Raw genomic sequence first — 12,728 nt, 5'->3', positions numbered from 1 at the left:
TTTCAACTTAATTCCAGAGCTTCCACCAGTGACGTTCGGCTTTTTTGCCTTCGTCCAGGAACTTGCTGGTAGGGTAGTTCAGCTTGAAAACGCGCATCGTGTCGTCGCGCAGTTCGGTCATGCCCAGCTTGTCGTAGCTGCGGATCATGATGAACAGCGCTTCCTCGATCGCCGGCGAGTCGCGGTAGTCGTTCATGATGCCCATGGCGCGGTTGGCCGCTGCCAGGTAGGCGCCCCGACGGTAGTAGTAGCGCGCCACGTGCACTTCATACGATGCCATCGCGTTGATCAGATAACGCATACGATCCAGCGAATCCGGCGTATACTTGCTGTTTGGGAACTTGTCCACCAGCTGTTTGAAGGCCGCGTAGGCTTCGCGCGTGGCTTTCGGATCGCGTTCGGTGGCGTCCTGCTCGTAGATGAAGTTCAGGAAGCCGATCTGGTCGTTGAAGTTGATCAGGCCGCGCAGGTAGTACATGTAGTCGACGTTGGCGTGGTTCGGGTGCAGCTTGATGAAGCGCTCCACCGCGGCCAGCGCCTGGGCCTGGTCCTGCGACTTGTAGTAGGCGTAAGCGATCTGCATCTGCGCCTGCTGGGCGTAAGTGCCGAACGGATAGCTCGATTCCAGCTTCTCGTACAACTGAATTGCGCGTTCGTAGTGCTGTCCGTCCAGCTCTTCGCTCGCCTCCGAGTATAATTTCGTAGCGCTCCAACCTTTAGTCTCGTCGACTTTCTCCGAGAACAAACCGCAAGCGGACAAACTAAGCAGAACCAACGTTGCTGCGACTACTTTCAATTTTTTTTGCATATGTTTTGCAAGAAGCTGTTTAACCAAAGTTTTACAATAGGCTGATTATAGCCGATGGGAATGCTGTGATATTAACTCCAAAGCCGAATTTGGCCGAATCTTCCTCCGAACACGATGCCGACGCCGACCTGCTGGTCGAGCAGGACGGTGATTTTGGCGAAGACGATGGCCTGGCTCCGATCCATCTGGAACTGACCCCCGAAGTCTGCGGCCAACGCCTGGACAAGGTGATTTCCCACCTGGTCCCGCAATTTTCACGCGGCCGCCTGCAAATGTGGATCACCGACGGCTTCGTCACCGTCGATGGCAAACCGGCCAAAAGCACCAAGGACACCGTCTACGGCGACGAGAAGATCGTCATTCTGCCCCAACCGGCGCCGGAAGACGAGGCTTTTAAACCGGAACCGATGGAACTTAACATCGTTTACGAAGACGAGCACCTGATGGTCATCAACAAACCGGCCGGCCTGGTGGTCCACCCGGGCGCCGGCAACTGGTCCGGGACGCTGTTGAACGGCCTGCTGCACCACTGCCCGCAGCTGTCGGGCGTGCCGCGCGCCGGCATCGTCCACCGCCTGGACAAGGACACCAGCGGCCTGATGGTGGTCGGCAAGACCTTGCCTGCCCAGACCGACCTGGTGCGCCAGCTGGCCGCCCGCACCGTCAAGCGCGAGTATTTCGCCGTGGTCTGGGGCATGCCGCGCATCAGCGGCACCATCGACTCGCCGATGGGCCGCCACCCGAAAGACCGCATCAAGATGGCGGTGTCGACCGGCATGGGCTCCAAGCCGGCCATCACCCACTATCAGGTGCTGGGCGGCGGCAAGCTGGGCGAAGGCCGTCCCGTGACGCTGGTGCAGTGCCGCCTGGAAACTGGCCGTACCCACCAGATCCGCGTGCACATGATGTCGATCGGCTTCCCGCTGGTGGGCGACACCACCTACGGCAAGCAGCACCTGGCCGATTATTTCCCGCGCCAGGCGCTGCAGGCGCGCCGCCTGGGGCTGGTCCATCCGGCCACCGGCGAGCAATGCGAATGGACCGTGCCGCTGGCCGATGACTTTGCCGAGCTGCTGGCGCGCGCCGGCATCGAAGTCCCGGAAAATATCTGATGTCCACTCCGTCACATTGGCTGATCCCGCATTGGCCTGGATTGCCGGACCATGTGGGCGCGTTGTCGACCACGCGGCGCGGCGGCGTCAGCCCGGCGCCGTATGACGACGGCATGGGCGGTGGCGGCCTGAACCTGGGCACCCACGTCGGCGACCAGCCGCATAACGTGGCCCGCAACCGCGATATCCTGGGCGCCCTGTTGCCGGGAGCGCCGGCCTGGCTGTCGCAGGTGCACGGCACGGCGGTGGTCGATGTGGCCCGGATCGGGCCGCAGGATGTGCCCGAGGCGGACGCCAGCCTGTCCACCACGCCGGGCAAGGTCTGCGTCATCATGACGGCCGATTGCCTGCCGGTGCTGTTTTGCGATGTCGAGGGCAAGACCGTGGCGGCCGCGCACGCGGGCTGGCGCGGGCTGGCGGCCGGCGTGCTGGAAAACACCGTTGAGGCGATGCGCGCGGCCGGCGCCGGCGAACTGATGGCCTGGATGGGCCCGGCGATCGGTGCCTACCAGTTCGAGGTCGGACATGAAGTGAAGCAGACTTTCCTGAACGGCGCGGTCGACGCCTCCGGCGTGCGCCACGTGGAAGCGGCGTTTTCGCCCATCGACGGCAAGCCTGGCAAGTATCTGGCCGACATCTACGGCCTGGCGCGCTACCTGCTGCATCGCGCAGGGGTGATGCAGGTGCACGGCGGCGAGTTCTGCACGGTATCCAATTCAGGCCGTTTTTATTCCTATCGCCGCGACGGCGTGACCGGACGGCAGGCGGCTTTGATCTGGATCAAATGAAGCATACGTGCGCTGGCTTAGTCTTCGGCTTCGGTTTTAGCTGCGGCCTGGCGGGCCTGATGCGCCGCCAGTTCGGCGGCGCGGCGGCGGGCTTTACGCTTGCCGGTGCCGGAGATGTAAATCAGCGTGCTCAGCGGCAGCACGCAGTAGAACAAAAACGTTACAATTCCCGCAACGACGGTAGGCTCGGTCAGAGCCATCAGTCCGACCACGTAGATCCAAGCAATAGCAACAATCAGCATCAGCAGCCCAGTTAAAGATATTTAAACTATTTTTAGGGAATCAAACATGAATTTGCCAGATCCTCAAGCCATTGCCAACGCCTGGATGTCGCAGATGAGCGACCCCGGACAGTGGCAATCCTGGTTCAATATGGCGCCCACCACGGATGCCAATCCGCTGGCCGCCATGATGCAGGATGTGGGCGCCTCGGTGAAGCCGGAGGCCATGGAGCAACTGAAAAACCAGTATCTGCATGATTTTGGCGATTTATGGCAGGAGTTTTTGTCCGGCAAGTCGCCCGAGGTGGCCGATCGCCGCTTCACCTCGTCCGCCTGGCAGGGCAATCCCATGTCGTCGTTCAATGCGGCATCATACCTGCTCAACGCCAAATTCCTGAACGCCATGGTCGATACGGTGGAAACCTCGGCCCAGCAAAAGCAGAAAATCCGCTTTGCCGTGCAGCAGATCATCGACGCCATGTCGCCGGCCAACTTCCTGGCCACCAACCCGGAAGCGCAGCAGAAGCTGATCGAAACCAAGGGCGAAAGCCTGACCAAGGGCCTGGCCAATATGCTGGCCGACATGAACAAGGGCCATATCTCGCTGTCCGACGAATCGGCGTTCGAGGTGGGCCGCAACCTGGCCACCACCGAGGGCACGGTGGTGTATGAAAATCCGCTGTTCCAGCTGATCCAGTACAAGCCGGTAACGGCCACCGTGCACCAGCGTCCGCTGTTGATGGTGCCGCCTTGCATCAACAAGTTCTACATTCTTGACCTGCAACCGGAAAACTCGCTGGTGCGCTACGCGGTGGAGCAGGGCAACAGCGTGTTCCTGATCTCGTGGAGCAATCCGGACCAGTCGCTGGCCGGCACCACCTGGGACGATTACGTCGACCAGGGCGTGATCGAGGCGATCCATGTGGTGCAGGACATCAGTGGCCAGGACAAGATGAACATGCTGGGCTTCTGCGTCGGCGGCACGCTGGTGTCGACCGCGCTGGCGGTGCTGGCGGCACGCGACGAGCAGCCAGCCTCCAGCCTGACCCTGCTGACCACCTTCCTCGACTTCAGCGACACCGGCGTGCTGGACGTGTTCGTCGATGAGGCCCAGGTATCGATGCGCGAGCAGCAACTGAAGGGCGGCGGCCTGATGCCCGGCCGCGATCTGGCCAGCACCTTCTCCAGCCTGCGTCCGAACGACCTGGTGTGGAACTACGTGCAGTCCAACTACCTGAAGGGCAACGAACCGCCGCCGTTCGACCTGCTGTACTGGAACTCGGACAGCACCAATCTGCCGGGGCCGATGTTCTGCTGGTATCTGCGCAACACCTACCTGGAAAACAAGCTCAAGACCGGCAAGCTGAAGGTGGCGGGCCAGAAGGTCGACCTGGGCAGCATCGACGCGCCGGCCTTCATCTACGGCTCGCGGGAGGACCACATCGTGCCGTGGATGTCGGCCTTCGGTTCGATGAACATCCTCAATCCTGGCAAGGCCAAGGCCAACCGCTTTGTGCTGGGCGCGTCCGGCCACATCGCGGGCGTGATCAACTCGCCGGCGAAAAACAAGCGCAGCTACTGGACCAACGACAAGCCGCTGGGCCGCGCCACCGCCAAGCCGCTGGATGGCGAGGCATGGATGGCGGGCGCCACGGAAAACCCGGGCAGCTGGTGGCCGGAATGGGCCAACTTCCTGGCCGAGCACGGCGGCAAGGAGGTCAAGCCTAAAGCAAAACCCGGAAATGCCCGTTGCCAGGCCATCGAACCGGCACCTGGCCGCTACGTGAAGGTGCGGGCTGATTAATTACGGCAGGGGAAAAGCATGCTGTTGTCGATCTGTAAATTTGGTTGCGTTGCAATAAAACCCAAAACTTATATCAGATTGTGCAAGATATGCTTTTTCCCCTCTATAATAGAAAAAGTAGGCTAGTGGGAAAGCGGACCGAAGTTCGCTTTTTTTTCGAATTGTTAGAGTACGCGCTGCGGCGCAATAAGTGGACTTGTGATGAGTAGTGCGAAAAAAAACGCTGAACGTCTGATTAAAAAATACCCGAACCGCCGGTTGTACGACACGCAGACCAGTTCCTACATCACGCTGACGGACGTCAAGCAGCTGGTGCTGGACAACGAAGAATTCACGGTGGTCGACGCCAAGAGCAATGAAGACCTGAGCCGCAGCATCCTGCTGCAGATCATCCTGGAAGAAGAGGCCAGCGGCGCGCCGATGTTCTCCAGCGACGTGCTGGCGCAGATCATCCGCTTCTACGGCCACGCCATGCAGGGCATGATGGGTTCCTACCTGGAAAAGAACGTGCAGGCGTTCACCGACATCCAGCGCAAGTTCACCGGCACCGCGGTCGGCGGCCTGGAAGGCAAGCCATTCAGCCCGGAAATGTGGACCCAGTTCATGAACGTCCAGGGCCCGATGATGCAGGGCATGATGAACAACTACATCGACCAGAGCAAGAGCCTGTTCGTGCAGATGCAAGAGCAGATGCAAAGCCAGAGCAAGAACATCTTCGGCACCTTCCCCTTTGTTCCGGGCGTGCCGCCGACCGACAAGAAGTAATCCTTCACGGTCCGCAGCGTTAAAGACGGCACAGCCACTTCGGTCGCTGTGCCGTTTTTGTAGCTAAGTTACAAAAACTTCAGAATTCCGTTGACCCCAGAATTTCTTCGGTAGTACTATCGTCAACATCTGTGGAAGCGTTTCCACTTTGTGATCAGACTAAGGAGTTGCTGTGGTTGTTGATGCATCAGTTGCACTGGAAGAGACGTTCTCGCCGCCGGCCGATTCGGTCCTGTGGAATAAGGATTTCCTGCTGGGCGCCGCCACGGCGGCATACCAGATCGAAGGCGCGGTCGCCGAAGACGGCCGCATCCCCTCGATCTGGGATACCTTCTCGGCCACGCCGGGCAAGACGCTGGCCGGCGACACCGGCGCCGTCGCCTGCGACCATTACCACCGCTGGCAAGAAGACATCGAACTGCTGGCCAGCCTGAACGTCGGCGCCTACCGCCTGTCGATCTCCTGGCCGCGCGTGATGACTGCGGACGGCCAGCCGAATCGACAGGGCATCGCCTTCTACCGCAAGCTGCTGACGGCGCTGCGCGCCAAGGGCTTGAAGACCTTCGTCACGCTGTACCACTGGGACCTGCCGCAGCACCTGGAAGACCAGGGCGGCTGGGTCAACCGCGACACCGCCTATCGCTTTGCCGAATACGCCGGCATGATCAGCAAGGAACTGGCCGGCCTGGTGGACGCCTGGGCCACGCTGAACGAGCCGTGGTGCTCGGCCATGCACGGCTACGGCACCGGCCACCACGCGCCGGGCAGGCAAGACGTGGCCTGCGCCACGCAGGCCATGCACCATCTGCTGCTGGGCCACGGCCTGGCGGTGGCGCATCTGCGGGCCAATGATCCGGCGGCGCAGGTGGGCATCGTCGCCAACGTCGGCCGCGGCACCAGCACCGGCGACAGCGACGCCGACCAGCGCGCGGCCTGGCTGTTCGAACTTCAGCACAATAACTGGGTGCTCGATCCGCTGCTGAAGAAGTCCTATCCATCGGCGCTGTGGGAACTGTGGCCGGGTGCCGAGCCGCTGGTCGTTGCTGGTGACATGGAGATCATCGGCAGCAAGCTCGATTTCCTCGGCATTAATTACTACTTCCGCACCAATGTCGTCAGCGACGGCAAGCACGGTTATCACGAAGTGGACCTTGAAGGCGTTGAGCGCACCCAGATGGGATGGGAGGTCTACCCGGACGGCCTGCGCCACCTGCTGGTCGGCTTCCACCGCAGCTACCCGAACCTGCCGCCGATCTATATCACAGAGAACGGCATGGCCACCGACGACGAGGTGATCGCCGGAGAAGTCGACGACCGCCAGCGCATCTCGTTTTTGAACCGCCACCTGGAAGCGGTGAACCAGGCGGTGAAGGCGGGCGTCGACGTGCGCGGCTACTTTATCTGGTCGTTGATGGACAATTTCGAATGGGCCTTCGGATACGAGCGCCGTTTCGGTATCATCCACGTGGACTATGCCACGCAAAAGCGCACGTTGAAGCGCAGCGCGAAACTGGTGACGCAATTTTTGGCCGAAAGGTCCGCAAAAAGTTAAACATCCGGCAAAGCCATCCGAATAAAATGGGCGCTCGACGCCCACAGGGAGACAGTATGTTCAAGGCCTCAAAACTGGCGAGCGCCGTCGCGCTTGCCGTGGCGGCATGCGGCGCAGCGCATGCGCAAGCACCGTTGAAAGCGACCGTGATCCATTGGTGGACGTCGGGCGGCGAGTCGCAGGCGGTCAAGCAGTTCGCGGATGCCTACAACAAGGCCGGCGGCCTGTGGATCGACAACGCCATCGCCGGTGCCGACCAGTCGCGCGCCACCACCATCAATCGCATCGTCGGCGGCAACGCGCCGACGGCGGCGCAGTTCAACACCTCCAGGCAGTTCCGCGATTTCGTCGAGCAGGGCTTGCTGAACAACGTCGACGACGTGGCGGCCGCCGGCAAGTGGGACCAGGTCATGCCGCCGTCGATACTGGCCGCGATCAAGATCAACGGCCATTTCTATGCCGCGCCGGTGGACATCCACATGCCGGCCTGGTTCTTCTATTCCAAGGCCGCGTATAAAAAAGCCGGCATCGCCAACGAGCCGCAGACCTGGGACGAGTTCCTGGCGCAGCTGGCCAAGTTGAAGGCCGCAGGCGTGGTGCCGCTGGCCTTCGGCGGCCAGGTATGGCAGGAGAAGATCACCTTCGACGCCATCTTCGCGATGGTCGGCGGCCCGGACCTGTACCTCAAGGTGTACCGCGACCGTGACCAGAAAGCCGTGATGTCGCCGGCCTTCAGGCAGGTGCTGGTCGACTTCAAGAAGCTCAAGGCCTTTGTGGATGCTGGCTCGCCAGGCCGCAACTGGAATGACGCCACGGCCATGGTCGTCAGCGGCAAGGCCGGCGTGCAGATCATGGGCGACTGGGCCAAGGGCGAGTTCTCGTCGGCCAAGCAGGTGGCGGGCAAGGACTTCGGCTGCTTCCCCGGCTTCGGTCCGAAAGCGCCATACATCGTCGCCGGCGACGCCTTTGTGTTCCCGAAAACCACGGACGCCAACGCCATCAAGGCGCAGAAGCTGCTGGCGACGGTGGTTACTTCGCCGACCGCGCAGGTGGCCTTCAACTCGCGCAAGGGCTCGATCCCGATTCGCGGCGATGTCGATGAATCGACACTGGACATCTGCGCGAAACAGGGCCTGGCCATCATCAAGGACAAGAGCCGCCAGCTGCCGAACTCCGAGATGCTGGCGACGCCGGACACCACCGGCGCCTTGCAGGACGTGTTGACCAGCTACTGGAACAAGAACCAGTCGCCGGACGACGCGCAAAAGGCCTTTGCCCGCGCGCTGAAGGACCAATAAGCCATGGCCAAGAAGCGTCAAAGCGTTTCCATCGCCGCCTACGTCGCCATGATACCGATGGCGTTGACGGTGCTGCTGGCCTACCTGGGCACGATGCTGTGGACGGCGCGCGTGTCGGTCAGCAGCTCGCGCACCTTCCCGGCCAGCGATTTTGTCGGCGCCTCGCAGTACATCCGCTTGTTTAACAACGAGCGCTGGCTGCTGTCGCTGCAAAACGTCGCCGTGTACGGCGTGCTGTTCATCGTCGCCTGCCTGGCGATCGGCTTCCTGCTGGCCGTGTTCATCGACCAGAAGGTGATGGCTGAAGGCGCGCTACGCACTATCTTCCTGTATCCATACGCGATGTCGTTCGTGGCCACGGGCCTGATCTGGCAGTGGATACTCAATCCCGAACTGGGTATCCAGGAGGTGCTGCACAAGCTGGGTTTCGCCGACGCCAAATTCGACTGGATCGTCGACCAGGACATGGCGATCTACACCATCGTCATCGCCACCGTGTGGCAGGCTTCAGGCCTGGTGATGGCGCTGATGCTGTCCGGCCTGCGCGGCGTCGACGAGGAGCTGTGGAAGGCCGCCCGGATCGACGGTATCCCGCGCTGGCGCGTCTACGTCAGCATCGTATTGCCGATGTTGGGTGCATCCGTGTCCACCGCGTTTGTGCTGTTGTTTGTGATGGTGGTGAAGGTGTTCGACTCGGTGGTCGCAATGACGCAGGGCGGCCCAGGCACGGCCAGCGAGGTGCCGGCCAAGTTCATCATGGACTACCTGTTCGGCCGCGCCAACATCGGCCTCGCTTCGGCCGCGTCGATCGTGCTGCTGTCCACGGTGCTGGCCATCGTCGCGCCGCTGTACTATGTGCGTAACCGCCGCGCGGCCAAGGGGGCATGATGGGGCAGGTCGTCAAACTCGATAAGGCAGCAATGAAAGATGCAGCAAGCCCGGCGCCGCGTGGCGCCGCCAACGACAGCACCATCGGCGCGCCGCCGGCCATCAAGCCGCGCCGCAAGCTGGCTTGGACACCGGCCCGTATCGGCGTCTATGGCTTCCTGATCGTGGCGGCGCTGTTCTTCCTGCTGCCGCTGTATGTGATGCTGGTGACATCGGTCAAGCCGATGGAAGAGATTCGCCTCGGCACGCTGTTCGCGCTGCCGGTGCATGCGACGCTGGAGCCGTGGTTGCAAGCCTGGCAGTCCGCCTGCACGGGGCTGGAATGCAACGGCATACGCGGCGGCTTCTGGAACTCGGTCGCCATCGTGGTGCCTAGCACCGTGCTGTCGATCGCCATCGGCGCGGTGAACGGTTATGCGCTGTCGTTCTGGCGGCCGCGCGGTGCCGGCCTGCTGTTCGCCATCCTGATGATGGGCGCCTTCATCCCTGTGCAGGTGATGGTGTATCCGCTGGTGCGCGTGCTGGCAGCGGTGAATTTGTTCAGCTCCTTGCCCGGCATTGTGTTGATTCACACCATCTTCGGTATGCCGGTGATGACGCTACTGTTCCGTAACTACTACGCGGGCCTGCCGATGGAACTGTTCAAGGCCGCGCGCATCGACGGCGGCGGATTCTGGCGCATCTTCCTGCAGCTGATGCTGCCGATGTCGACGCCGGTGATCGTGGTCGCCGTGATCATGCAGGTCACGGGGATTTGGAACGACTTCCTGCTTGGCCTGGTGTTCGCGGGTTCCGAACACCTGCCGATGACGGTCCAGCTGAACAACATCATCAACACCACCACCGGCGAGCGCCTGTACAACGTCAACATGGCTGCGACCATCCTGACGTCGGTCGTGCCGCTGGCTCTCTATTTCATTTCCGGCCGCTGGTTCGTGCGCGGCATCGCGTCCGGCGCTGTGAAGGGTTAAACAATGTCTAACGTAGCTATTCGTAATCTGCAGATTCAGCTGGGCGGTAACAAGGTGATTGAGTCGTTGAACCTGGACGTGAAAGCAGGGGAGTTCGTGGTGCTGCTGGGGCCTTCGGGCTGCGGCAAATCGACGCTCCTGCATTCCATCGCCGGCCTGATCGACACTACCTCCGGCCAGATCGAAATCGGCGGCAAGGACATGACCTGGGCCGATCCGAAGGACCGTGGCATCGCGCTGGTGTTCCAGTCGTACGCGCTGTACCCGACCATGAACGTGGAAGCCAATATGTCCTTCGGCCTGCGCATCAACGGCACGCCGAAGGCGGAAATCGCCCGCCGCGTTGCGCGCGCTTCGGACATGCTGCAACTGGGGCCGCTGTTGAAGCGCAAGCCGGCCAACCTGTCCGGCGGCCAGCGCCAGCGCGTGGCGATCGGCCGCGCCATCGTGCGCGAGGCGGACGTAATGCTGTTCGACGAGCCGCTCTCCAACCTCGACGCCAAGCTGCGCACCGAGCTGCGGCGCGAATTGAAGCAACTGCACAAGCAATTGGGCGCCACCATGATCTACGTGACCCACGACCAGGTCGAGGCGATGACGCTGGCGCAGCGCATGGCCGTGATGAGGGGCGGCGTGGTGCAGCAGTTCGACACCCCGGCCAACATCTACAACGAGCCGGCCAACCTGTTCGTCGCCACCTTCCTCGGATCTCCGGGCATGAACCTGTTCAAGGGACGGCTGGAGCAGGAGAGCGGCCGCACCGTGTTCCGCAACGATCACATGTCCGTCGACGTGACGGATTATCCGTTCAAGCAGCAGCCGGCCGGCCGGCACGAGTGCGTGCTGGGCGTGCGGCCTGAAGACATCGACGTCGGTAATTGCGACGGCGTGGACAACGTGGTGTGCGCATCGGTCTCGCTGATCGAGGCGATGGGGGCGCACCGCGTGTTGTGGCTGGACTTCCACGGCACCCAGGTCGCGGGCATCGTGCAGGACCAGCAGGCGATAGAAACCGAGAAGGACATCAGCTTCTCGATCCGCACCAAGCGCATATCGCTTTTCGACGGCGCCAGCGAGCAGCGGCTTTGACGCAATATCCAAACTGGCATTGCTGGCGAAGAAATTGTGATTGGATCGTGTTCGCGCAAGGCGCTACATTGAGCTCTTTTTATCCACGGTCCTTTCTATGTTCAAACGTATTCTGATGTTGCCCTGCGCTTTGCTGGTCAGTGTTCCGCTGCTGGCTGCCGCTGCCAGCGATTTTCACACTTGGGCTCCGACCCCTCCGATGGGCTGGAATAGCTGGGATAATTTCGGAACCACCATCACCGAGGCTCAGACCAGGCAGCAGGCCGACTATATGGCACGGACGCTGAAGCCGCATGGTTGGGAGTATCTGGTCGTCGATATCCAGTGGTATCAGCCCAGTTCCAAAGGCCATGGCTACGAAAAAGGGGCCAAGCTGGCGATGGACGAATTCAGCCGCCTGGTTCCGGCGCCTGAAAAATTCCCATCGGCGAGCGCTGGCGCTGGTTTCCGGCCGCTTGCCGATTATGTCCACGCCAAGGGACTCAAATTCGGGATACACATGATGCGCGGGATTTCGCGCCAGGCCGTGGAGCAGAACACCCCGTTGCTCGGCACCGGTATCCGCGCCGGCCAGATCGCCGACCGCAATAGCGTCTGCGACTGGAACCCGGATATGTATGGCGTGGACATGAGCAAGCCGGGAGCACAGGCTTACTACGATTCGCTGATCCAGCTGGTCGCCGACTGGGGCGTGGATTTCATTAAGGTCGATGACCTCAGCCGTCCTTACCATCAGCCGGAGATCGAGGCGATCCGCAAGGCGATCGACAAGACCGGACGGCCGATCCTGCTCAGCACCTCGCCTGGCGAGACCCCGCTCACCGCCGGCGCGCACGTCACGCAACACGCCAATATGTGGCGCGTCAGCGACGACTTCTGGGATGACTGGAAGTCCTTGCGCGATCAGTTCAAGCGCCTCCACGACTGGACCCCTTTCCGCATTTCCGGCGCATGGCCGGACGCCGACATGCTGCCCTTCGGGACCATCCGGTTCAATGAGCATAGCCGCTTCACGCCGGACGAACAAATCACGGTGATGACGCTGTGGAGTATCGCCCGCTCGCCGCTGATGCACGGCGGGGATATGACGAAGACCGATCCGTTCACGCTGTCCCTGCTCACCAACGATGAAGTCATCGCCGTCAATCAGCACAGCGAGAACAACCGCCAGCTGTTCCGCACCGACGATGGCCTGATCGCGTGGATCGCCGATGTGCCCCAGTCCAGGGATAAATACCTGGCGGTCTTCAATGCCGGCGAGGCGGTCGCGCGGGTCGCCGTCAAACCTGCCTCCCTCGGTGTTGGCGACGCGGCGCCGGTGCGGGACCTGTGGAGCGGAAAAGACCTCGGCCCCGCCGGCCGCGATTTCGCGCCCGAGGTGGCCCCCCACGGTGCACGCCTGTTCCGCATCAAGGCGGCGCAGTAGGGCGCG

The 12,728-nt window shown here is 61.8% G+C and carries 12 protein-coding genes; 10 read left to right on the top strand and 2 right to left on the bottom strand.

Annotation, left to right across the window (positions count from 1 at the left end):
* Positions 1-7: 7 nt before the first annotated feature.
* Positions 8-808: an outer membrane protein assembly factor BamD gene (locus ACEN9O_RS26390; RefSeq protein ID WP_495614759.1), complete on the bottom strand. Its 801-nt coding sequence runs from the start codon at positions 806-808 to the stop codon at positions 8-10.
* 89 nt (positions 809-897) lie between these two features.
* Here ACEN9O_RS26390 and ACEN9O_RS26385 point away from each other — a divergent pair, with 89 nt between their 5' ends.
* Together ACEN9O_RS26385 and pgeF are read left to right on the top strand one after the other, a co-directional pair.
* Positions 898-1,920 carry an RluA family pseudouridine synthase gene (locus tag ACEN9O_RS26385; protein ID WP_495614758.1) on the top strand — a complete coding sequence of 341 codons (1,023 nt, stop codon included), beginning with the start codon at positions 898-900 and terminating at the stop codon, positions 1,918-1,920.
* A complete protein-coding gene (gene pgeF, locus ACEN9O_RS26380) occupies positions 1,920-2,708 on the top strand; it encodes a peptidoglycan editing factor PgeF (protein WP_495614757.1) in 789 nt (262 codons plus the stop codon). The genes ACEN9O_RS26385 and pgeF overlap by 1 nt, the downstream gene beginning before the upstream one ends.
* A 17-nt stretch (positions 2,709-2,725) precedes the next feature.
* Here pgeF and ACEN9O_RS26375 read toward each other — a convergent pair whose 3' ends face one another.
* A complete protein-coding gene (locus tag ACEN9O_RS26375; RefSeq protein WP_495614756.1) occupies positions 2,726-2,950 on the bottom strand; it encodes a hypothetical protein in 225 nt (74 codons plus the stop codon).
* 46 nt (positions 2,951-2,996) lie between these two features.
* Between ACEN9O_RS26375 and phaC the strand changes: the two genes are divergently transcribed.
* The 8 genes from phaC to ACEN9O_RS26335 all read left to right on the top strand — a co-directional run bounded on the left by phaC (position 2,997) and on the right by ACEN9O_RS26335 (position 12,722).
* A complete protein-coding gene (gene phaC / locus ACEN9O_RS26370; RefSeq protein ID WP_495614755.1) occupies positions 2,997-4,733 on the top strand; it encodes a class I poly(R)-hydroxyalkanoic acid synthase in 1,737 nt (578 codons plus the stop codon).
* 201 nt (positions 4,734-4,934) lie between these two features.
* Entirely contained in the window at positions 4,935-5,498 is a 564-nt protein-coding gene (gene phaR, locus ACEN9O_RS26365) for a polyhydroxyalkanoate synthesis repressor PhaR (protein ID WP_495614754.1), read from the top strand.
* Positions 5,499-5,670: 172 nt separating this feature from the next.
* Positions 5,671-7,050: a GH1 family beta-glucosidase gene (locus tag ACEN9O_RS26360; RefSeq protein ID WP_495614753.1), complete on the top strand. Its 1,380-nt coding sequence runs from the start codon at positions 5,671-5,673 to the stop codon at positions 7,048-7,050.
* Positions 7,051-7,106: 56 nt separating this feature from the next.
* Positions 7,107-8,348: an ABC transporter substrate-binding protein gene (locus ACEN9O_RS26355; protein ID WP_495614752.1), complete on the top strand. Its 1,242-nt coding sequence runs from the start codon at positions 7,107-7,109 to the stop codon at positions 8,346-8,348.
* 3 nt (positions 8,349-8,351) lie between these two features.
* Positions 8,352-9,236, top strand: a complete 885-nt coding sequence (locus ACEN9O_RS26350) for a carbohydrate ABC transporter permease (RefSeq protein ID WP_495614751.1) — start codon at positions 8,352-8,354, stop codon at positions 9,234-9,236.
* A gap of 32 nt (positions 9,237-9,268) precedes the next feature.
* The gene (locus ACEN9O_RS26345) at positions 9,269-10,207 is read left to right on the top strand and encodes a carbohydrate ABC transporter permease (protein ID WP_495614750.1); all 939 of its coding nucleotides are present in this window, start codon (positions 9,269-9,271) and stop codon (positions 10,205-10,207) included.
* Positions 10,208-10,210: 3 nt separating this feature from the next.
* Positions 10,211-11,296, top strand: a complete 1,086-nt coding sequence (locus tag ACEN9O_RS26340; protein WP_495614749.1) for an ABC transporter ATP-binding protein — start codon at positions 10,211-10,213, stop codon at positions 11,294-11,296.
* Between the two features lie 97 nt (positions 11,297-11,393).
* A complete protein-coding gene (locus ACEN9O_RS26335) occupies positions 11,394-12,722 on the top strand; it encodes a glycoside hydrolase family 27 protein (RefSeq protein WP_495614748.1) in 1,329 nt (442 codons plus the stop codon).
* The last annotated feature ends 6 nt before the right edge of the window (positions 12,723-12,728 follow it).

This window comes from Duganella sp. Dugasp78 (assembly GCF_059491455.1).
The sequence above is the reverse complement of the archived record's forward strand: the minus strand, read 5'-3'. Positions and strand labels throughout refer to the sequence as shown.

Excerpts from the sequence above, each read along its gene's own strand:
- ACEN9O_RS26345 (WP_495614750.1), top strand. The coding sequence starts at position 9,269 with ATGAAAGATGCAGCAAGCCCGGCGCCGCGTGGCGCCGCCAACGACAGC.
- ACEN9O_RS26390 (WP_495614759.1), bottom strand. The coding sequence starts at position 808 with ATGCAAAAAAAATTGAAAGTAGTCGCAGCAACGTTGGTTCTGCTTAGT.
- phaC (WP_495614755.1), top strand. The coding sequence starts at position 2,997 with ATGAATTTGCCAGATCCTCAAGCCATTGCCAACGCCTGGATGTCGCAG.
- pgeF (WP_495614757.1), top strand. The coding sequence starts at position 1,920 with ATGTCCACTCCGTCACATTGGCTGATCCCGCATTGGCCTGGATTGCCG.
- ACEN9O_RS26335 (WP_495614748.1), top strand. The coding sequence starts at position 11,394 with ATGTTCAAACGTATTCTGATGTTGCCCTGCGCTTTGCTGGTCAGTGTT.
- ACEN9O_RS26375 (WP_495614756.1), bottom strand. The coding sequence starts at position 2,950 with ATGCTGATTGTTGCTATTGCTTGGATCTACGTGGTCGGACTGATGGCT.
- ACEN9O_RS26355 (WP_495614752.1), top strand. The coding sequence starts at position 7,107 with ATGTTCAAGGCCTCAAAACTGGCGAGCGCCGTCGCGCTTGCCGTGGCG.
- ACEN9O_RS26350 (WP_495614751.1), top strand. The coding sequence starts at position 8,352 with ATGGCCAAGAAGCGTCAAAGCGTTTCCATCGCCGCCTACGTCGCCATG.
- ACEN9O_RS26340 (WP_495614749.1), top strand. The coding sequence starts at position 10,211 with ATGTCTAACGTAGCTATTCGTAATCTGCAGATTCAGCTGGGCGGTAAC.
- phaR (WP_495614754.1), top strand. The coding sequence starts at position 4,935 with ATGAGTAGTGCGAAAAAAAACGCTGAACGTCTGATTAAAAAATACCCG.